The organism is Burkholderia sp. APQ4-4ca (assembly GCF_057837105.1).
Genome location: NZ_JBYQCG010000243.1, coordinates 23,628 through 43,093, shown reverse-complemented (window position 1 = coordinate 43,093; position 19,466 = coordinate 23,628). Strand labels below are relative to the sequence as shown.

Sequence of the window (19,466 nt, the reverse complement as noted above, 5' to 3'; positions counted from 1 at the left end):
ACCGGAATGCGTCACGCAAATGCTACGTCGTCGTCGCGCCCGGTTCACGACGGTAATGGATGTCCCATTCCGCTTCGTCGGTTCGCACGAAGCCGTGCCGTTCGTAGAAGCGGTTCGAATCGCTGCCGCGCAAAGCGCCGACGCGAACGGACATTCGATGTGCGTCGGCGTCGGCCAGTATCTCGCGCAGCACGGCAGCGCCGATGCCCTTCCGCTGATGCGCGGGCACGATGCCTCGGCCGGGCGGTACGGGGCCATCCGGGCATCGAGGACGCGCGATCTCGTCAGGGCGCCTCGATCCCTTGCGCTCGCGTGGCCAGAAATCGCAGGTACTTGCCGTGCTCACCCTCGAAACACGCCGGCCCGTCGCCCATGTAGGCGCGCATCAACTCGTCTGCGGCACGATCCAGATTGCCGAGTTCGAACTGGCACTGCCCGAGCCTGAGATGTAGGAACGGATTGCCGATCGCACCGGGGAAACGCATCGCATAACCGAGATTGTCGCGTCCTGCCGCGTAGTCTTCCTGGAGGAAATTCGCGTCGCCGATCGCGGCCAACAACCAGGTGCCGGCTTCCCAGTCGGTCTTCGGTTCGGGAAGAAGATCGAACGCTTCCCGATATTTCGCCAGCGCACCTTCGTAGTCCCCGTCTTCGGCCAATGCATCGCCTGCCGCGGCCAATGCGTCGATCTGCTGGTGAATTGCGTCGTCGAGTTCTGCCATGGGAGCCTTCTTTCAGCGAGGGTGGTGAGTCGAGTGATCGTGGGTCGGCTGGACAGTGTCTGACGTACGGTCGCTGACGATGCAACTGCAACCGCCCCCACACCCGAAACGAAATTCCCGATCGAGCCGATCTTTTGCTTTGTGCGGGATCGCCGCCTTTCCACACGGCGACGTTATCTCGCGCTTCACCGACGAGGGAGGCCAACCGCGTCCTGACGTCTTCGTTAGACGCGGACTTCAGCGCGGCACGCCTCTCCTCGATCGGCGAGCGTGAAGCAAGCGAGCCGATGCGATCGGCTCAAGGAATAAAAAACGCTGGCCAGTAAGCTGGCCAGCAAAAGGTCCTGGCGATCCGAGGTTGAGTGTGCCAGAACCACATACTTTGAACGGCGTACGCCTACAAACAAACGGGATGTCAACGACCGCCCCAAAATCGGGACTTCCGCCCGCCCCCGCGCAGCAATCTGTGATCGCAGTTCAGGCCGGGCTAGCGGACGCGGTCACGCGAGCACTCATGCCTGCAAGCTCGAATGCTTCGCCAGACTTCGGTCCTTCCCATGTTGCGATCATCGCGTCGGTCGGCAGATAGTCGGGATCGGCCGATGCGACGCCGGCCCACAGCCCTTGAGACACCTGTCTGCCATGGAGATAAAAGTGGAGCTCCCGGCCAGCACGCTCGCAAATACACCGGATTCTCTCCACCGATCGGCCCAGCCCCCTGATCTGTGCGACCTGGTTGCGATCCAGCTCGAACATGGCGCTCACCACCCCGTCGCAATCGACAATGCCGATCATGTTGCTGTCATCGGTGAATGTCCACGACGGATGCGGCGTGCCCAAGCGCAGCATGAAAAAATCCGCGGATTCCGAACCAATCATCACGTTTCTCCTGCAACGATACACCGTTCTACTAACTGTAACTTGATAAAGGCACTCGCTCATCCCATGCCGTCTTCCCGTCGTGCCCGGATGCTCGCGTGGCGCTACGCCAGCGCCTTGCAACGGGCTGGCGCAACATGAAATGCGCACCGCCACGCTTTCGGAGCTCCTACACGCTTGCCTGACCCGTCACGGTTTCCGCGGCTGTACTCTCCGAACCCGACAGCCTCACCGCCACGGCGGCAGCCGCCGTGCTCCCGTAGACGTTGAGGGCGGTTCTCCCCATGTCGAAAAACGCGTCGACGCCCAACAGCAGCAGCACCGCATCGGCCGGCAACCCGATCGACGTGAGAACGATGGTGATCGCGACGATCGCGCCGGACGGCACATTGGCGGCTCCGTCGATGGTGACGATCGTCAAGATCAGAACCGTGATCACCAGCGGCCAGGACCAGACCAGGTGATAAGCGTCGGCCAGATACCCGACCGCGAGGGCCGTGTAGAGGACCGCGCCGTCGCGATTGAAAATATAGGCAAGCGGCAAGATCGTGGACGCCACGCCGTAGGGCACGCCCAGTTCGACCAGCTTCTTCAGGTGCAACGGGTAGGTAATTTCGGACGAACGCGTCGTGAAACCCAGGATCAGCGGTTCCTTCACCTTCCTGAGCACGGCGAGCGGCGACTGACCGGCGACGCGAATGACGACGGTGAGCACGACCGCCAGAATCGCCATGCCGAGATAGGCCACGCCCAGCAGCTCGATGAGCGAGTGCGCGCCGGTAAAGCCCTTGGCTGCCAACAGTTGCGCGATCGCGGCGAAGATCGCGAGCGGCGACCATGCGATCACCCACTGGATCATCTTGAACAGCCCCGACAGCAGCGCCTCGAAAACGGCAATCGCAGGCTCGGCACGCTCCGGGGCAGCCGACAATGCCGCGCCGAAAATGACGCCGAAGACGAGCACCGGGAGCGAATTCCCGGCAGCCAGCGCAGCGACGATGTTGGCCGGGATCAAATCGACGAGGAATTTCGTCCAGTCGATGCTGGACGCGAGCGCGGCGGGCATCGATCCGGAGTGGGTGAGGCTTGCCCCGAGACCCGGTCGAAATGCAAAGTTGAGCAGCAGGCCGAACGAGGCGGCCAGGCCGGTCATAAGAATGAAGAAGCCGATACTGGACAGGGCAACCTTTCCGAGCCGCTCGCGCAGCCTGCCCGCGCGAAAGACCCCGACCGTGACCGACAGGAAGATCAGCGGCATGACGACCATCTTGATCGCGTGGCCGAACATCGTGCTGAGAAAACCCAGCTTCGCGGCGAAGCCCGGGGCAAACACGCCGCAAGCGGCGCCCAGCACAAGTCCCCCCAACATTTGCATCGGGAGGGAAAGCCCTTTATTTTTCGTGTTCATGCCGTGCCTTTAGCAGTTTTATCCGTGCCGGCGTGCCGTCAACGATGTGATTCCACATATGCTGACGCGCAAGTTCGCCGTCGTTCGCTTCGATTGCGTGAAAGATGTGCAGGTGCTCGATCGTGCCGCGCCGAACGGTTTCCGCGTCGCCACGCGGGAGCTCGTTCAGGGCCAAGGTCTGGGCCCGCAATAAACCATACGCCGACGAGATCCGGACGTTCCGTGCGGCAGCAAACAACTCTTGATGAAACACCCAGCCGATACGTTGCTCGAGCATGATGTCCGCGACGTCCCGGTCGATCAGTTCCTGCATTTTTGCCGCGGCCTCGCGAAGGCCTGCCGTTACGCCCGACTTCGCTGCAAGAAACGCTGCGGTACTCTCCAGGGCCAGCCGCATTTCAAAAATTTCGCGAAGATCACTGGTAGTCGGCGACGCGACATAGGTGCCACTCTTTTCGATCACGACGACCAACCCTTCGGATTCGAGCAAATGCAATGCGCTGCGCACCGGCATTTGACCAAAACCCAGTTCGTCCGACAGGCCTCGGTGAGATACTTTCTGCCCAGGCGCAAGACGGCCGTCGAAAATCCTCGATCGGATCTCGTCGTAGGCCCGTTCTGCATCTGTCGATACTTTCAACGTCATCTGTGATCGCAGTTGGCGTATGATTCGAAAAAAGAAACAGGTAGGAAATTACCCTTACTGGCCATGCCCGGCAACTGCTAATTTTGCGAGTGGGTATGCCGAAAGAAAATTGGAAGAAAATACGCGTTACGAAGAGAGCCGATAATTATATGACCTCACAAGATGTGCGCTTTACCATCTGTGCCGTCCGTGCGGAAGAAACCTATCCCCTCAGGGCTGCCATCCTGATGGCGGGAGATGAAGAGGGAAGCGCGCTACACGGAGACCACGCCCCAACGACGATGCATTTTGCCGTTCGTGACAACGACAGGATCGTTGCGGTGGCGTCGGTATGCAAAGAAGCACCATCCGGCGCTTCGAACACTGAAGCGTGGCGCCTTCGCGGCATGGCCGTCGATCCGTCGGCACGCGGCCTGGGATTCGGACGCCTGCTGGTCAATCTGTCCATTCGCCATGTGCGCGAACAGCGTGGCGTGCTGCTCTGGTGCACGGCGCGCGAATCGGCATACCCGTTCTACGAAATGCTCGGCTTTGAACGCGATCCGATACCGATTTCAATGCATGGCCGCGACGACATGAAATTCTATTTAATGCAACGCCGGATCGAATGCTGAGTTTCGTGCGCGATTGACGCTCGATTGGAATCGGAGGCCTGGCTATCGCCCCCGGAAAATCCGCTTCGTCCGGCGTCCGCATGAGCCGGTTCGCCCGCATAAAGCCATCCGCCATTCCGTGACACTCGGAAAACCCGCTTGCGGCCAATATGAACAGGCATTCAACAATCGCTCCCTCTGTTTCAATTATTGCAATCCCGGAATAAATGGAACGATGACAACCGGTACTGCCGGATCGACGCTCATCGTGCCGCCCGTCGAATCCGGTTATTGCTCCCCGCTCCACCTAAGCTGAATTCGCTTGCCGTGGTCGAGATCCGTCAGCGTGATGGCGCGGATCTCGATAACGCGTCGCCTTCGTGCCGGTTCTTATCAGGGAAATCCCGTAAGGTGCCCGGCGATCAAACGAGATTAACTTATATCAAACAAATTTTGACCGGAATTTATGTTCCTGATATGGTCCTTCCACTTGCAAAGTGCGGCCAGGCTGGATCGGCGCCCGTCGCCGGCGGCTGAACCGGACGCTTAGCCAGTCCGCAAGGATGAGCGATGCGACAACGGAGCAAGGACAATTGTAAGGACCACGAAGCGAGCAGACTTGGCATGCCGATTTGGCGAATACGGCGTCGGCCGTCGCGACCGACGCGACTTGCAGGCCATGCGCCGCCCGCTGCATCGGATACGACAAAAGCCGTTTCACCCCATCCCGAAACCACTCCTGACAGTGAAATGCAGATGAAAAACAAAAAGATCAACATCAGCGTTATCGCTGTTGCCGCCTTCGCAGCATCGTCGGCAGCAATGGCACAGTCGTCGGTCACCCTGTATGGCATGCTCGATGCAGGTATCGGTTACACGTCGAACATCAATGGCCACAGCCGGTACGGCCTCGATGGCGGCGCCGCGGGTTCGAACAAGTGGGGCCTCAGGGGACAGGAGGATCTCGGCGGCGGTCTCCAGGCGGTATTCAAGATCGAGAACGGTTTCAGCATCGGGACAGGCGGCATAGGCGGCCAGGGGCCGATCGGTTCCACGCGTTCGCTGTTCAACCGCCAGGCTTACGTGGGCCTCGCGTCCAATCAGTACGGCACGGTGCGCATGGGGCGCCAGCTCGACGCCGTGACGGAAATGGTCCAGGTCCTGACGGGTGACGCCATTTCGGCGTCGACCTTCTCGACGCCGGGCGACGTCGACAACAACGACAACACGACGAACCAGAACAACGCGGTGAAGTACATTTCGCCGATCATCCACGGCTTCCAGGCCGAAGCCGCGTACTCGTTCGGCGGCGTGGCCGGCGCAACGGGCTCGGGGCAATCGTGGTCGGGCGCCGCCACCTACGCTCAAGGCGGCCTGACGGTCGCCGGCGGCTACTTTCATGCGGTCAACCAGGGCGAGAACGGATGGTTGAACGCAACGGCGCAACCGAGCTTCGGCGGCGCGCTGGGCTATCCGAGTTCGGGCTACAACGGCGGCAACGCGTTCAAGAGCGCGGGCATCGCGCAAGTCGCCGCGCAATACGAGGTGGGGCCGTACACGGCTGGCCTGCGCTACTCGAACGCCCAGTACAAGAGCAACGACGGCCAGGCGTCGATCCACTTCAACGTGCTCGGTGCGCTGCTGCAGTACCGCGTCACGCCGGCGCTGTCGCTGGCGACCGGCTACACGTATGTATACGGCTCCGCGGCCACGCCCGCGCAAGCCGCCGAAGGTCGCACGATGGCCTCGATCAACCAGGTGTCGCTGGGTGGGACGTACTCGCTGTCGAAGAGCACCGCGCTGTACGCGATGGGCGCCTACGTGCATGCCAAGGGTGCGCAGGCTTCCGCCGCCGACTTCGGCAACACCTCGTCGGGCGGCAACCAGGTTCAGGTCAACATCGGCATGTTCCACGGCTTCTGATCGCCGACTCGCGACACCGGAGCAGTGGCGGCACGGCTCCGGTGTCGTGCCGCCTGGTCTGACGGCGAATCTAGCCGCCGTCCTAACTCGCCATCCCTTCCATCCACGCGTCGAACGCGGACACGGCCGCGTCGTCGGCGCGATCGGCGTTCGTCACCAGCATGTAGTCGTCGGCACGCCAGACGGGCGACGCGATGGGACACACGAGGCGCCCTTCGGCAAGATCGCGCCCGATCAGCGGCAGCGATGCCAGCGCCACGCCGAGCCCCTCGATCGCCGCGCCCAACTGAAGATTCACGTGATCGAATTCAACGTGGCGCGCGGCCCGCAGATCGGGCGCACCCGCTTCCTTCAACCAGTGCGACCAGGCGGAGCGCGTCGTGGCCGAATGCAGCAGCGTGTGATGACGCAGGTCGGTCACGGTCTGTATCGGATGCTGGCGCAGCAAGGCGGGGTTGCAAGCCGGCACACGCGGGTCGGGCATCAACGGACGCGATACGACGCCCGGCCCTTGCTCGGGACCTGAGCGCACGCCGATATCGAAAGCGTCGGCGACATAGCGCAGCTTGCGCGATGTGGTCGACACCCTGACGTCGATGTCGGGGTACCGCGCATGGAAATCGGCGAGCCGCGGCAGCAGCCAGCACAGCGCAAAGCTCATCGGCACGTTCACCCGCACGACGCCGGATATCCGGTGCGCGAACGGGTTGTGGCGCAGCCGCACCACCGCGGTGCCGAGGCGCTCGAACGCGTGGCTGACGTCGTTCAGCAACGCGGCCCCTTCGTCGGTCAGCACGACGCCACGCGGGCGACGATCGAACAACGGCAAGCCGAACCAGTCCTCCAGCAACCGGATCTGTTTTCCGACGGCCCAGTGGGTGACGTGCAATTCCGCCGCGGCACCGGCGAAGCTGCCGTGCCGCGCGACCGCATCGAAAGCGCGCAGCGCATTGAGCGGGGGCAACTCGTCCCGGTGCTTCGAAGCCCCTCGGCTTTCATCCATGACGTGACTTTTTCTCTCTGGTGACGGGATTTTAGCTCAATTGAAATGGCTGGCGCCTCGGTCATAGAATTTACGCGTCGAGCCTCAAAACCACACCGCGAGCGCCTTCCATTCATCGCTCGTACGGAGAGAATGACAATGCGCTTGCCCGTTTTTTCCCCTCCCGTCGTGCGGAAAACCGCATCGTCGAGGCCGCGCGTGCTGTGGCTGTCCTGCGTGGCGCATGCAATACACGATGGCTACACGGACATGATCTACGCGCTGCTCCCCGTGTGGCAGTCGGAATTCGGGCTCGACTTCGCGGCCCTTGCCATCCTGCGCGGCGTCTACGCCGGCACGATGGCGACGCTGCAGTTGTCCGCGGGGCGTGTCGCGCAACGTCTGGGCAGCGGCGCGACGCTCGCAATCGGTACGCTGCTCGCCGCGCTCGGCTATGCGCTCGCGGGCATGTCGGGTGGCCTGCTCGGGTTGGGCGTCGCGCTCGCGATCTCGGGCGGCGGCTCCAGCACGCAGCATCCGATCGCGTCGGGCGCCGTCTCCCGCGTCTATGGGCGCGATGCGAGAGGCCCGCTGAGCATCTACAATTTTTCCGGCGACCTGGGGAAATCCGCACTGCCGGCCGCCATTTCGCTGCTTGTGACCATGATGCCGTGGCGCCATGCGCTATGGATCGTCGCCGGGCTCGGTTGCGTCGTGGCCGCCGGCATCGCGCTCTGGTTTCCCGCCGTGCCCCGCGCCGCCGCGCAGGCGACGGCAAAAGAGCCAGCGCCCGCTCGACGCGGCGGCACCGGAGGAAGCGGATTCTCCGCGCTATTTTCCATCGGCGTGCTCGATACGGCCGTACGCATGGGACTGCTTACCTTTCTGCCTTTCCTGCTGAAGGCAAAGGGCGTCTCGCCGCAACTGCTGGGAACGGCGCTTGCACTCGTCTTCATCGGCGGTGCGGCCGGCAAATTCATGTGCGGCTGGCTCGGCGCGCGCATGGGGACGGTGAGGACGGTGTTGCTCACCGAGGGCGGTACGGCGGCGTGCATCGTCGCGGTGATCTATCTTCCGTTGACGCTTACCATGGTGCTGCTGCCGATTCTGGGCATGATGCTCAACGGCACGTCGTCGGTGCTGTATGGAACCGTCCCGGAGATGTCCGCACCCGAGCGCACCGAGCGCGCATTCGCGATTTTCTATACCGGGACGATCGCATCGGGCGCGATCTCGCCCGTTCTCTACGGTTTCCTGGGCGACAGGATCGGTGTGCACGGCGCCACGTATGCGACCGCGTTGACCGCGCTGGCGATTTTTCCGCTCGCTCTCGCACTGCGCCCGCATCTGACAGACCACTCACGGGATGAACACCATGACGAAGCCTGACTACCCGAGCGTCGCCCTCGTCGGCCCGGGCGCGATCGGAACGACCGTCGCCGCGGCCCTTCATGAAGCCGGCCGCACGCCGGTGATCTGTGGCCGCTCGGCGCACGAGCAGTTGACGTTGCGCTTCGATGGCGGCGAGATCGTCGTGCCCGGGCCCGTGCTGACCAATCCGCAAGCGGTCCACGAACGGTTCGATCTCGTGTTCGTCGCGGTCAAGTCGACGCAGATCGCGAGCGCGGCACCGTGGGTCTCCGCGCTATGCGATGCGGATACCGTCGTCTGCGTGCTGCAAAACGGCGTCGAGCAGAAAGCCGCCTTCGCACCGTATGCGGCCGGCGCCACGATCGTGCCGTCGATCGTCTGGTTTCCCGCGCAGCGCGAATCGGGCACGTCGGTGTGGCTGCGGGCCACGCCTCGGCTCACGCTGCCCGATACGCCGGCGAGCAACGTGGTGGTTTCGGCTTTGCGCGGCACGCGATGCTCGCCCGAGGTGGCGGAGGATTTCATCTCGCTCGCGTGGCGAAAGCTTTTGCAGAATGCAGTGGCGGGGCTCATGGTGCTGACCGGTCGCCGCGCCGGCATGTTCGCGCGAAGCGACATCACCGACCTGTCGCTCGCGTACTTGCGGGAATGTCTCGAGGTCGCGCGTGCGGAGGGGGGCGAAGCTGGGCGATGAAGTGCCGCAGGAGATCGTCGACGGATTCCATGGCTTTCCGCCCGATTTGGGGTCGTCGATTCTTGCCGACCGGCAAGGCAACCGTCCGCTCGAATGGGACTGCCGGAATGGCGTCGTGCAGCGCTACGGACGAACGCACGGCATTCCGACGCGGATCAGCGATCTGGTCGTGCCGCTTCTCGCGGCCGCGAGCGATGGTCCGGGCTGATGGCGAGGCGCGCTATAGCGCGACGTAGTGCAGCGCGCTGCGTGCGGCGTCTTCATCTTCCAGCCGCGCAATGAGGCACGCGGCCAGATACTGCGAAGCAAAGCGGCCGCCCGCCGTGGCAATGGCAAAGCGCGTTAACGTATGACGAAAGAGCGGCGACGTACGATGCAATCGCCTTCGCCAGCCGTCCGGCGCGCTCCGAAGCGACATCAATGCCGGTAAAGATTTACCGACCTAACAAATAGTTACCGTTCGTTTCAAAGATACCCAGATAGTGAGCCGCGCCCCGGCTATTCTTCCGTCACCCACAATAACCATCCCATGGGGGTGACATATGAACAATATGATCAAGAGCGCCCTGTGCGCCGCGTTCGTCCCATTCGTCCTCGCCGGTTGCGGCGGCGGCGACGACGGTGGCGGCACGCAAACCGGTACGCTGCACGTCGCGATGACGGATGCGCCATCGTGCGGCTTCGACCACGTATACGTCACCGTCTCGCAAGTCCGCGTCAACGCGAACGCGAACGCCGCCGACAACGACGCCGGCTGGTCGACCGTTTCCCTCGCGACGCCGCAGAAAATCGACCTGCTGTCGCTGACCAACGGCGTGCTCGCCGACCTCGGCCAGACCGCGCTGCCTGCCGGCCAGTATCAGCAAGTCCGGCTGGTGCTCGCGCAGAACCAAGGCAACACCCTCGCCAACTCGGTCGTGCCGACGGGCGGCACGGAACAGGCGCTCGCCACGCCGAGCGCGACGCAAAGCGGCTACAAGATCATCCAGCCGTTCACGGTCCAGCCCAACACGCTCGTCGACCTCGTGCTCGACTTCAATGCATGCAAGTCGATCGTCCAGCGCGGCAACGGCTCGTACGCACTGAAACCCGTCGTCACCGCGATCCCGACCGTCGTGAGCGGCGCGATCTCCGGTTACGTCGCATCCGCCGAAGCCGGCGCGACCGTCTATGCGGAACAAGGCGGCAAGGTCGTCCGCGGCACGGTGGCCGACAGTTCCGGGAAGTTCGTGCTGTCGCCGCTGATCCAGAGCTCGACGCAGGGCAACTACGATGTCGTGATCGTGCAGAACAACTTCGCGTCGGGCATCGTCCGCTCGGTTCCGGTGGTCGTGAACACGACCACGGCGGTGTCGGCGTCGAGCGCACCGATCACGCTGCCGGCCTCGACGATGAGCACCGTCAGCGGTACGGTCACGGCCAGCGCGAACGCCTTCGTGCGCGCACTGCAGACGATCGACGCGAACGCCTACGAGATCACGTCGATCAACGCGAACATGGATACCGGCGCTTACGCGCTGTCCGTGCCCGCGGCTGCACCGATCGTCGGCACCTACTCGGGCTCGCTGCCGGTCGCGCTTGCCGCGGCGCCGGCCGCCGCAGGTCAATACACGATCGAGGCCGACGCGGCATCGGGCGCGACCCAGTCGGCGAACGTGAACGCAACGACCAGTCAGTCCAACGTCAACTTCAGTTTCTGACGCGCTGACCGCATCATCGAAAGGGCCGAACGGCCCTTTCCTACCAACGGGAGAACGAAGTGAAAAAAGGGGTGATCGCAGTGCTCGCAGCGGCGAGCATGGTGGGCGCGCTCGGCGGGTGCGTCGCCTATGTTCCGGGCCCACCGGTCGTGGTCGCGCCGCAAGGCGGGCCGGGAAATGGATTCTGTCCGCCGGGACAGGCCAAGAAAGGCAACTGTTGACGAAATGCCCGCGGCAATCGCGGGCATTTTTTCATCCATCGCGCGAGCCGACCGACGTCCACGCGTGAGGATTCGACGAATTCCCTGTTCTTTCCACGTCGTCAGTCATTCCGCCATCCTCGGCGGCTACGTCAGTAGATATCGCTACAACGTTTCGGCGGCACCAGTTTCACTCGACGCGGGGAGTGAGCGCGCGCCTCGCCTGCCGGATCGCGTCGTCGCCGGGCCGACGCCGCAGGACATCGTTACGATATCCTGCGACTCGAGCGGTTCAACGCATACACTGAAAGCACGCCACGGCGAACGCCCGTCGCCCCATCGCACGCTTTCGCCGACACCGTTCCGGATGCAGCCGGACGGCAGATGCAGGCCCATACGTGAAACCGCCCCAATGACCATCGATCCCGGCTCCATTCCTTACTATCTCGTCCTGCGGGCCGGTTGGCCACCCTATGTGTTGAATGCGGATCGTCAAGTGCTGCGCCGCCAGGCGAGTCCGCTCTTGCTGGCATTCGCGCGCACGCGCGGCGCGATCGCCCATGTCGACGACAGCGCGTGGAACGTCTTCTCCGACAGCGAGGGGCTCACGGCAGTCGAACGTCGCGAGACCGGTTTCTTTTCGCTGGTCGCGGGAAACGAGACCGAACGTCAGTTGCAGTTGCTGGCCACGCTCTGACGTCGTCGCCGGGCGTGCCGCCGCGTGCCTGCGCCGCCCTGGAATAAATCGACCGCTCGGCAAACGATGCGCGTATGATGAGTCCATCCGCGCGATCAGCCGTCCTTTGACCGTTCGCCCCTCCACCCGCCCGCTTGCTGCATCGCCCCTCCTTCGCGCTGCAACGTTGTCCCCTTCACCCATCGGCCGCCCCACAACGGGAATACTGGCCGGATGTGTCGACGACAGCGCGTGGAACGTCTTCTCCGACAGCGAGGGGCTCACGGCAGTCGAACGTCGCGAGACCGGTTTCTTTTCGCTGGTCGCGGGAAACGAGACCGAACGTCAGTTGCAGTTGCTGGCCACGCTCTGACGTCGTCGCCGGGCGTGCCGCCGCGTGCCTGCGCCGCCCTGGAATAAATCGACCGCTCGGCAAACGATGCGCGTATGATGAGTCCATCCGCGCGATCAGCCGTCCTTTGACCGTTCGCCCCTCCACCCGCCCGCTTGCTGCATCGCCCCTCCTTCGCGCTGCAACGTTGTCCCCTTCACCCATCGGCCGCCCCACAACGGGAATACTGGCCGGATGTGTTCGCCCATGCGACTCGTCGTGGCCGAACGCCAGGAGTTCGTCATGAGCATGCACGTTTATCGTGGATTCGAGATTTATCCACTCATTTATCCTCACGTGCCGGCGCTGAATGGCAGCCCGCACAACTACGACGCCGGGTTCGACGCGGCAGTCAAGATTTGCCTGCGCGGCACCACCGATACGCTGACGCAGAGCCAGACCTTCATACTGGGCGACACGTCGCCATTCGACAACGCCGGTGACGCGCGTCGCGCATCGGTGCGCTATGCCGAGAACATCATCGACGACAATCACGGCAAACAGGGATTCTTCGCCAGCGCGTGCTGATGCGGCTCGTCAATGCCATACGGCTTTTTGGTATTTTGGAGGTCGAAATGATCATCGACGAACTGCTCGGCTTGATCAGGCGGCATGAAGTCGCCCGGATCGACACCGCCGTGCCCGCCACAATCGCCGATTCGGCGATGTGCCATCAACCCGAGCTGCACATGTTCATGGCGGTACGTGCGCTATCGATCGGAGCAGGCTATTCGGAATTCGAATCCGACGAGATAGCCAGCGCCGTCATGACGCGGCTCGGCTAACTTTCCGCTCCAACCTTTCCAGACAGGATCTACATGACGACAATCACGCCGAAGCTGAACGAACCGATCGATGTCACGCTGCGACGATTCCGGCGCGACATCGAGAAAACCGGGCTGATTCGCGAGTTGCGCAGTCGTACGAGCTACGAGAAGCCGACGACGGAGCGCAAGCGGAAAAAAGCCAGCGCCGTTGCCCGACAGCGCTTGCAGACAAAGCGCCTGTTGCCGCCCCGGAAAATGTACTAGGCGCACATCGTGTACACCACACCGGCCGAGGCACCTGCGTTCTTGCCGCTGACGAAATGCGAAGTCGATTTCGATCGGCAGAACGACATGGTGACACTGCTGCCGAGCTTCTACGCCTTCGGGTGCGAGTACACCAGCCGCGGGTTTCTGATCGCGCGCGGCGATGCGTTCAAGCTGATCGCCGCGCTCGAGAAGGCGCTCAGCATTCAGGAGTGAGCCGACACCGGCGCGGCAGTCCACTCGTCGGATTGCCGGCGTCGAGGTTTTTCATCATCCAGCCCGTCGCCGCGTGCGCGAATCCCGAGCCCGCCACGCACTAGCGACGGAAGTGCGTCGTTGTCGTTGCCGATCACGCTGCAGCCTGCCTTGATCGCGTGCGGCTCGGCGTCCGGCGTCAGCTTCCTCTCCACACATGTACGCAGCCCGTGACAGGGATGCAGCGACCGGCCATGAAGGCCGCGGGCCGACTCAACGTCTCGTCGTCTCCACGCAGGCAGGCCTGCAATACGCGATGCACGACGTCCGGTGATAAGCTCGACGTCGACGCGCCGTCGCGCATCCCGTCATCCGACCGACCCTACGCCTCCCGCGAGTCCGCCCATGTCCATCGCACCTGCTGTCGTCTCCGCCTTCACCCCCACCGGCAAGCTCCGCGCATCGATCAACCTCGGCAATCCGATCCTCGCGAACCGCGACCCGGCAACGGGCGAACCGTTCGGCGTATCGATCGACCTCGCCCGTGCATTCGCCGAGCGCCTGTCGACCGACCTGGAACTCGTGGTATTCGACACCGCCGGCAAATCGGTGCAAGCGCTGACCGACGAGCGCGCCGATTTCGGCTTCTTCGCGGTCGATCCGCTGCGCGGCGAAACGGTCGCATTCACCGCGCCGTACGTGCTGATCGAAGGCTTCTATCTCGTGCCCGACGCATCGCCGATCCGCACCAACGCGGACGTCGACCAGCCGAACAACCGCGTGGCCGTCGGCAAGGGCAGCGCGTATGACCTGTTCCTCACCCGCGAACTGAAGGCCGCGACGATCGTGCGCGCGCCGACGTCGCAGGCCGTCGCGGCGACGTTCGTCGAGCAGCACCTGGAAGTGGCGGCCGGCGTGAAGCAGCAGCTCGAAACCGACGCCGCGAAAACGCCCGGCCTGCGCCTGCTCGACGAACGATTCATGGTGATCCGGCAGGCGATGGGCGTGCCGAAGAGCCGTGGCGACGCGGCCGCCGCGGCACTGAGCGCCTTCGTCGAGGAAATGAAGGCGTCGGGCTTCGTCGCCGATTCGCTGCGCCGGCACGGCATCACGGGCGCCTCGGTCGCGCCGGCGGCCTGATCGAACACCGCGTGCCGTTGCCGCATGCGCACCCGGGCCGACGACGCAGGAAGTGCACCACTCTCCCGGTACTCGAACGCCGACGGGTCACACCCCCGGGCGAACCGTCGTCTCGGGGATTTGCCGGCACCGGTCGTCGTACTGACGAATTGGGCGATGCTGCGCGCGGCAGCGCGTCGTCGATCGGCCCGAACGAGCGGATCGGCGAGCCGCCATCGATCACGGGCATGTGAGCGTCGAGCACCGGGCTGCGGCGACGACTAAAACGTCTGTCGTCGCATGACAAACCCTTACCCTTGTGCGAAAATCCGCCGACACTTGGACCTACCCCATTGTCACTGGAGCAGCGGACCATATCATCGAATCGGCAAAATTTGCTCGCCGAATTGCCGAACAGAAAACCGATATTCGCTGCGCGTAAAAACGACCGCTGCGCGGCCGGCCAAAGCACAATCGAAAGACCCTGCAGCCTGACGAGAGCATGGCAACCATGAGCATCCAGATGCTGAGAGCCCGGCGGAACGCCCTTAAACATGCTCAATGCGCACCTCAATTAGCGCTTCCGCGCGCACCCTGCTCCGACGTCGTTCGACATCGGGTTCCGAACGAGAAGGTTCACCGCAAATGGCCGTGATCGTGTAACGCGTTCGCCGCACGCGCTGGCTGCGGCAGTGCGCGCGGCGCGTCCCGCGCGGTTCGATGTTTCCTCCGAGGGTGCGCAGCATGCATGACGCAGCCGTTCCTCTGACGTGCCCGGCGCACGGGCCGCCGCCGTGCCCATCGGTCTGTCGGCGACCCGTGCGCCATCCGCGTGCCCCGCGACGCTCCGTTCGCGCATCGCCCCTGAACCGCGCGCGGCCGCGTCCGAAGACGAAATGACGACGTGGGCGGTGTTGCCCGCCTGCTGATGACAAGGATGACGCCCCGATGCGTGTGCTGATAGTCGAAGATGATCCCGTTCATGCGAAAGCCGCGACGCGCGTCGTCGCGCCGCTTGGACACGAAGTGGTTGAAGTGCGTGACGGCGAGTCGGCGCAGCGACTGTTGCGCGCGGAGCCGTTCGACCTCGTGATCCTGGACTGGCTGCTGCCCGCGATGAGCGGCTTCGAGGTGCTGTACTGGATTCGCCGTACGCTCGGCACGTCGCCCGCCGTCCTGTTCGTGACGAGCAAGACGCTCGAAGACGACATCGTGCTGGCGATGGACGCCGGCGCCGACGACTACATTACGAAGCCGTTCCGCGTCGCCGAACTCGCGAGCCGGGTGAACGCACTGTTGAAACGCTCGACGCGCGATGCCGATCGCCTCGGCCTGATCCGCGCGGGCGACTACGTGCTGGATCCGCGCGAGCGCACGATCCTGTTGCGCGGCGCGCCGCTCAAGCTCACCCCGAAGGAATTCGACCTCGCGGAACTCTTCTTCGGTAACCTCGGCAAGCTGCTGTCGCGCAAGCTGGTCTGCATGAGCACGTGGGGACGCGAGCTCGATCCGGAGTCCCGCACGCTCGATACCCATATCTATCGGATACGGCAAAAGCTGGCGCTCGGGCCCCAGAACGGATTGCGCCTGAGCGCCGTCTACACGCACGGCTATCGCCTCGAGGCCGTGCCGTCGGACCACTATCACGCCGGCGCGTCAGTGCACCACCGCCCGCTCGTGCAGCCTGCGTCGCCGCCTCCGCTCGCGCCCGCAGGGCTCGAGTGCGAATGACGCCACTGTCGGCGCCCGCGTTCGCGCGATGAGCCACATCCGATGCTGACCGACGGTGCGCGCATTCCCGACGGTTCCATCCGCGAATGCATCGTGATAGGTGCATGCGTGCTGCTGCTGTGCGTGGCGCTGACGTCGTCCGGCGTGCTGCGTCGCGCCGACCTGTTCTTCTTCGACATTGTGCAGCCGCTGCTGCAGCGGTCGTCGCCGCAGAAGATCGTGCTGATCGCGATCGACGGCGCGAGTGCGAAGGCGCTCGGCGGATGGCCGGTCAAGCGCGCCGATTACGCGACGCTGATCGACCGGCTGACCGCGGCGGGTGCGGCCGCCATTGGGCTCGACGTCGCGATGACGCATCCGGGCAGAATCCTGCCTGCCGGCGACGCGTGGCTGGCGGGCGCGATCGAGCGCAACGGCCGCGTGGTGCTGCCGGTCGTGGTCGCCGACGACGATGGGGACGGGTTGCCGAACGTGGCGCCCCCGCTCGAGCCGATCGCGCGCGGCGCATTCTCGATCGCGCAAGTCAATGCCGCTCCGGACGCGGATGGCGTGTCGCGCAGCTTCCATCTGCGCGAAGGTCCCCCGACCATCGACTACGAGCACATGAGCGCATCGCTGCTCCGCGCGAGCGGCGTGCCGTTCGCGGAATGCGACGAGCCGCCGGCACGTCACGCGATTCACTGGACCAGCGCATGCCGCCGCTACGTGCCGCTCGGTTCCACCCCGTCGTATCGCACGGTCTCGTTCCTCGATGCACTCGAAGGCCGCGTCGATCCCGGCTTGTTCGAGCACGCGATCGTGCTCGTCGGCCCGACCGCGAGCACCGCGGACACGCAGTTCGTCACACCGGGCCAGAAGCCGCCGCCGCGCGCCGGCGTCGAGTTCGTCGCGCAAGCCACTTATGCGCTCGCAAGCGGGTCGCTCGTGCGCAGCGGATCGTGGGCTGCCCAGTTGCTGTTCAGTCTGTCCGTGCTGCCGTGGCTTTGCGTGGCCCTGTACGCGCTCGGCCCGCGCGCCGCGCTGCTCGCCTCCACGGCTATCGCGCTCGCCGCATGCGCCGCGTCGCTGCTGGTGCTGAAGACTGCGCATCTGTTCTGCTTTCCGGCCACCACGGTGACCGCGTGCTTGCTGGCATACGCGCTCAGCGCATGGCGGCGGCAGGAAACGTTGCTGCGCTATCTGACCCGCGAAGCCGAACGCGCGATCGCAGACCCGTGCCTGCCGGGCGACGCCCCTGTTCGCATGAATGCGATCGATCCGTTCCGCCGGCGGGTCATCGTGATGACCGCGATGATCGCGCGCCTGCGGCGCTCCGCGCACCTGATTTCCGAATGGATGAACAGCCTGCCGGAAGCCACGCTCCTCGCGTCCGCTTCGGGAGCCGTGATGCTCGCGAACCGCCTGGCGCTCGACCTGTACGGGAAGGATGCCGCGCCGCGCGGTTCGCGGCCGCCGGCCGCCGGCCGACATGCGGCCCACGTGCTGCGCGAAATGACCGCATCGAACGACGTGTCGCGATACGTGCAGCGCGCGCTGCGAACGCTGGCCGAGCACAACGGCGGTGCGAACGCACGCGAACCGTCCGCGCCGATGGACGGCCTCGAGATCGTCGATGCGAAGCAGCGCTCGCTGCTCGTGAAATGCGCGATCGTCCCTGCGCACGAAGCGAGCGACGCGATGCTGATCTTTCACGTGGCCGACGTCACGCCGATGCGCGCTGCCGAACGCCAGCGCGACACCGCGCTGCGCTTCCTGTCGCATGACATGCGTTCGCCGCAAGCCGCGATACTCGCGCTGATCGAGCAGCGCCGGGATACGCCGGCCGAGTTGCCCGAAGCGCGGTTCACTGATCTCGTCGGTCATTACGCGCGCAAGACGCTCACGCTCGCCGACCAGTTCCTGCTGCTCGCCCGCGCGCAGGCTCGCTCGCCGAAAGCGACGAAGGTCGATCTCGCGCCGCTGCTCGGCGACGCGGCCGACGACCTGTGGGCGCATGCGAGCGCGAAGCGGATCAGAATCCGGTTGATCGCGGAACCGGGAATGCTCGTCGTCGCCGATGCGCTACTACTGCGTCGCGCCTTCGCGAATCTGATCGACAATGCGATCCGGTTCAGCCCCGAGGGCGCGACCGTGACCATCGCGACCGGCGAAAGCGAAGAACACTTGCGCGTGACGGTCGCCGATACAGGTGTCGGCATACCGGAACAGCAATTGCCGAACCTGTTCACCGAGTTTTTTCGCGCGGATGCGAGCGACGCGAACGCCGGGCATGGCCTCGGGCTCGCGTTCGTCAAGCAGGTGGTCGACGCGCTGGGCGGAGAAATTCGCGTCGAAAGCGCCGTCGGCCGCGGGTCGGCCTTCACGTTGCTGTTGCCTCGAAACACAGCGCCGCGCGATCGTTGAAATCCGGCGCGTGGCGCCGCGGGCCACGCACGTCGCAATTTTTCCGATTCCCTCACCGCTTCGAAAGCGTCCCCGCGAGGTCGCCGCGCCACGCCCCGAATTTCCATTGTCTCGATTTAACAAATTTACGGTCTTTCCGCGCATGTCGGCGGTTATCAAAACCCGCAACAAAACGCATTAATCCTGTTGCGAAAAACCATCGAAAGCAGCCTAAAACCAAGGTTCGACCATGCCCGGACATGCCGCAAAGCCGCACCAGGCGGGTCCTCGAGCACGCCAGTTCGCTTTGTTCACATTTCGCTCACAATTATTCAGATTTGCTCCCTCTCGTCGCTGAATACCTTTCCCTTATTCTACGGATCAGCGGGTTCTTGCCCATTTCGATTAATCAAACATGCCCATGAAAAGGTATAAAAATTCGATTGGCTCAATTCACTACTGCCGATTGAAATCGATCGATATAAATCGTTTTATTGCAAGACTCGTTTCCCGATAAATACAGTTTTCATCCGGCTCGACAGACATTCCACGCACCCCGGTATTCGAGGTTGGCCCGGTGCGTGAATGGCGCGCGCCGCTTACCGGCAGAAATCCATGAATAGAACTTACCGCACTGTGTGGAACGCGGCGCGCGGCGCAATCGTCGCGGTGTCCGAACTCGATCGGGCGAACGGCAAGGGGAAAACCGGAACCGGGGCCGACGCGCGCGGCACCGGCACGTCGGTCACGCTGAAGTCGCTGACCGTTGCCGTGCTCGGGAGCATGGCGATGTGGTCCGGCGGCGCGGCGGCGCAGGTGGCGG

Annotated in this window: 19 protein-coding genes and 3 pseudogenes; 15 read left to right on the top strand and 7 right to left on the bottom strand. The window is 64.0% G+C overall.

Going from position 1 to position 19,466, the window contains the following annotated elements; genetic code table 11:
- Positions 1-22 precede the first annotated feature (22 nt).
- The 5 genes and pseudogenes from AC3IFE_RS32645 to AC3IFE_RS32625 form a co-directional block, all read right to left on the bottom strand.
- Positions 23-232, bottom strand: a pseudogene (locus AC3IFE_RS32645) (GNAT family N-acetyltransferase); the annotation flags it as partial.
- 52 nt (positions 233-284) lie between these two features.
- Entirely contained in the window at positions 285-722 is a 438-nt protein-coding gene (locus AC3IFE_RS32640; RefSeq protein ID WP_489194449.1) for a tetratricopeptide repeat protein, read from the bottom strand.
- Between the two features lie 477 nt (positions 723-1,199).
- Positions 1,200-1,601 (bottom strand): hypothetical protein, encoded by a 402-nt coding sequence (locus AC3IFE_RS32635; RefSeq protein WP_489194447.1) that lies wholly within the window; start codon positions 1,599-1,601, stop codon positions 1,200-1,202.
- Positions 1,602-1,770: 169 nt separating this feature from the next.
- Positions 1,771-3,009 (bottom strand): dicarboxylate/amino acid:cation symporter, encoded by a 1,239-nt coding sequence (locus tag AC3IFE_RS32630; RefSeq protein ID WP_489194445.1) that lies wholly within the window; start codon positions 3,007-3,009, stop codon positions 1,771-1,773.
- Positions 2,993-3,655: a GntR family transcriptional regulator gene (locus AC3IFE_RS32625; protein ID WP_089471472.1), complete on the bottom strand. Its 663-nt coding sequence runs from the start codon at positions 3,653-3,655 to the stop codon at positions 2,993-2,995. The genes AC3IFE_RS32630 and AC3IFE_RS32625 overlap by 17 nt, the downstream gene beginning before the upstream one ends.
- A gap of 149 nt (positions 3,656-3,804) precedes the next feature.
- Here AC3IFE_RS32625 and AC3IFE_RS32620 point away from each other — a divergent pair, with 149 nt between their 5' ends.
- Positions 3,805-4,269: a GNAT family N-acetyltransferase gene (locus AC3IFE_RS32620; protein ID WP_489194443.1), complete on the top strand. Its 465-nt coding sequence runs from the start codon at positions 3,805-3,807 to the stop codon at positions 4,267-4,269.
- Between the two features lie 735 nt (positions 4,270-5,004).
- Entirely contained in the window at positions 5,005-6,171 is a 1,167-nt protein-coding gene (locus AC3IFE_RS32615) for a porin (protein ID WP_489194441.1), read from the top strand.
- Between the two features lie 82 nt (positions 6,172-6,253).
- On the opposite strand, the gene gcvA is transcribed toward AC3IFE_RS32615, so the two are convergent.
- Positions 6,254-7,174 (bottom strand): transcriptional regulator GcvA, encoded by a 921-nt coding sequence (gene gcvA, locus AC3IFE_RS32610; RefSeq protein ID WP_489194439.1) that lies wholly within the window; start codon positions 7,172-7,174, stop codon positions 6,254-6,256.
- 138 nt (positions 7,175-7,312) lie between these two features.
- Between gcvA and AC3IFE_RS32605 the strand changes: the two genes are divergently transcribed.
- Positions 7,313-8,542 (top strand): MFS transporter, encoded by a 1,230-nt coding sequence (locus AC3IFE_RS32605; RefSeq protein WP_489194438.1) that lies wholly within the window; start codon positions 7,313-7,315, stop codon positions 8,540-8,542.
- Positions 8,529-9,426 (top strand): annotated as a pseudogene (locus tag AC3IFE_RS32600) (oxidoreductase). The gene AC3IFE_RS32605 and the pseudogene AC3IFE_RS32600 overlap by 14 nt, the downstream one beginning before the upstream one ends.
- Positions 9,427-9,438: 12 nt before the next feature.
- Here the strand turns inward: AC3IFE_RS32600 and AC3IFE_RS32595 are convergent.
- Positions 9,439-9,549, bottom strand: a pseudogene (locus AC3IFE_RS32595) (AraC family transcriptional regulator); the annotation flags it as partial.
- A 211-nt stretch (positions 9,550-9,760) separates the two neighbouring features.
- Here AC3IFE_RS32595 and AC3IFE_RS32590 point away from each other — a divergent pair.
- The 11 genes from AC3IFE_RS32590 to AC3IFE_RS32540 all read left to right on the top strand — a co-directional run.
- A complete protein-coding gene (locus AC3IFE_RS32590; RefSeq protein WP_089471478.1) occupies positions 9,761-10,918 on the top strand; it encodes a DUF4382 domain-containing protein in 1,158 nt (385 codons plus the stop codon).
- A gap of 612 nt (positions 10,919-11,530) precedes the next feature.
- The gene (locus AC3IFE_RS32585) at positions 11,531-11,815 is read left to right on the top strand and encodes a hypothetical protein (protein ID WP_301737074.1); all 285 of its coding nucleotides are present in this window, start codon (positions 11,531-11,533) and stop codon (positions 11,813-11,815) included.
- A gap of 166 nt (positions 11,816-11,981) precedes the next feature.
- Entirely contained in the window at positions 11,982-12,167 is a 186-nt protein-coding gene (locus AC3IFE_RS32580) for a hypothetical protein (RefSeq protein WP_489194436.1), read from the top strand.
- A gap of 261 nt (positions 12,168-12,428) precedes the next feature.
- Positions 12,429-12,713, top strand: coding sequence for a hypothetical protein (locus AC3IFE_RS32575; RefSeq protein ID WP_301737235.1), 285 nt, complete (start codon positions 12,429-12,431; stop codon positions 12,711-12,713).
- 47 nt (positions 12,714-12,760) lie between these two features.
- Positions 12,761-12,970 (top strand): hypothetical protein, encoded by a 210-nt coding sequence (locus AC3IFE_RS32570; protein ID WP_301737075.1) that lies wholly within the window; start codon positions 12,761-12,763, stop codon positions 12,968-12,970.
- A gap of 33 nt (positions 12,971-13,003) precedes the next feature.
- Positions 13,004-13,216 (top strand): 30S ribosomal protein S21, encoded by a 213-nt coding sequence (gene rpsU / locus AC3IFE_RS32565; RefSeq protein WP_089471480.1) that lies wholly within the window; start codon positions 13,004-13,006, stop codon positions 13,214-13,216.
- A 9-nt stretch (positions 13,217-13,225) separates the two neighbouring features.
- Positions 13,226-13,432, top strand: a complete 207-nt coding sequence (locus tag AC3IFE_RS32560) for a hypothetical protein (protein ID WP_301737076.1) — start codon at positions 13,226-13,228, stop codon at positions 13,430-13,432.
- A gap of 384 nt (positions 13,433-13,816) precedes the next feature.
- Entirely contained in the window at positions 13,817-14,551 is a 735-nt protein-coding gene (locus AC3IFE_RS32555; RefSeq protein WP_489194433.1) for an ABC transporter substrate-binding protein, read from the top strand.
- Positions 14,552-15,478: 927 nt separating this feature from the next.
- Positions 15,479-16,261, top strand: coding sequence for a response regulator transcription factor (locus tag AC3IFE_RS32550; RefSeq protein ID WP_301737078.1), 783 nt, complete (start codon positions 15,479-15,481; stop codon positions 16,259-16,261).
- A 42-nt stretch (positions 16,262-16,303) separates the two neighbouring features.
- A complete protein-coding gene (locus AC3IFE_RS32545; RefSeq protein WP_489194430.1) occupies positions 16,304-18,664 on the top strand; it encodes a CHASE2 domain-containing protein in 2,361 nt (786 codons plus the stop codon).
- 564 nt (positions 18,665-19,228) lie between these two features.
- A partial coding sequence (locus tag AC3IFE_RS32540) for an ESPR domain-containing protein (RefSeq protein WP_489194428.1) occupies positions 19,229-19,466 on the top strand: 238 nt, incomplete at its 3' end.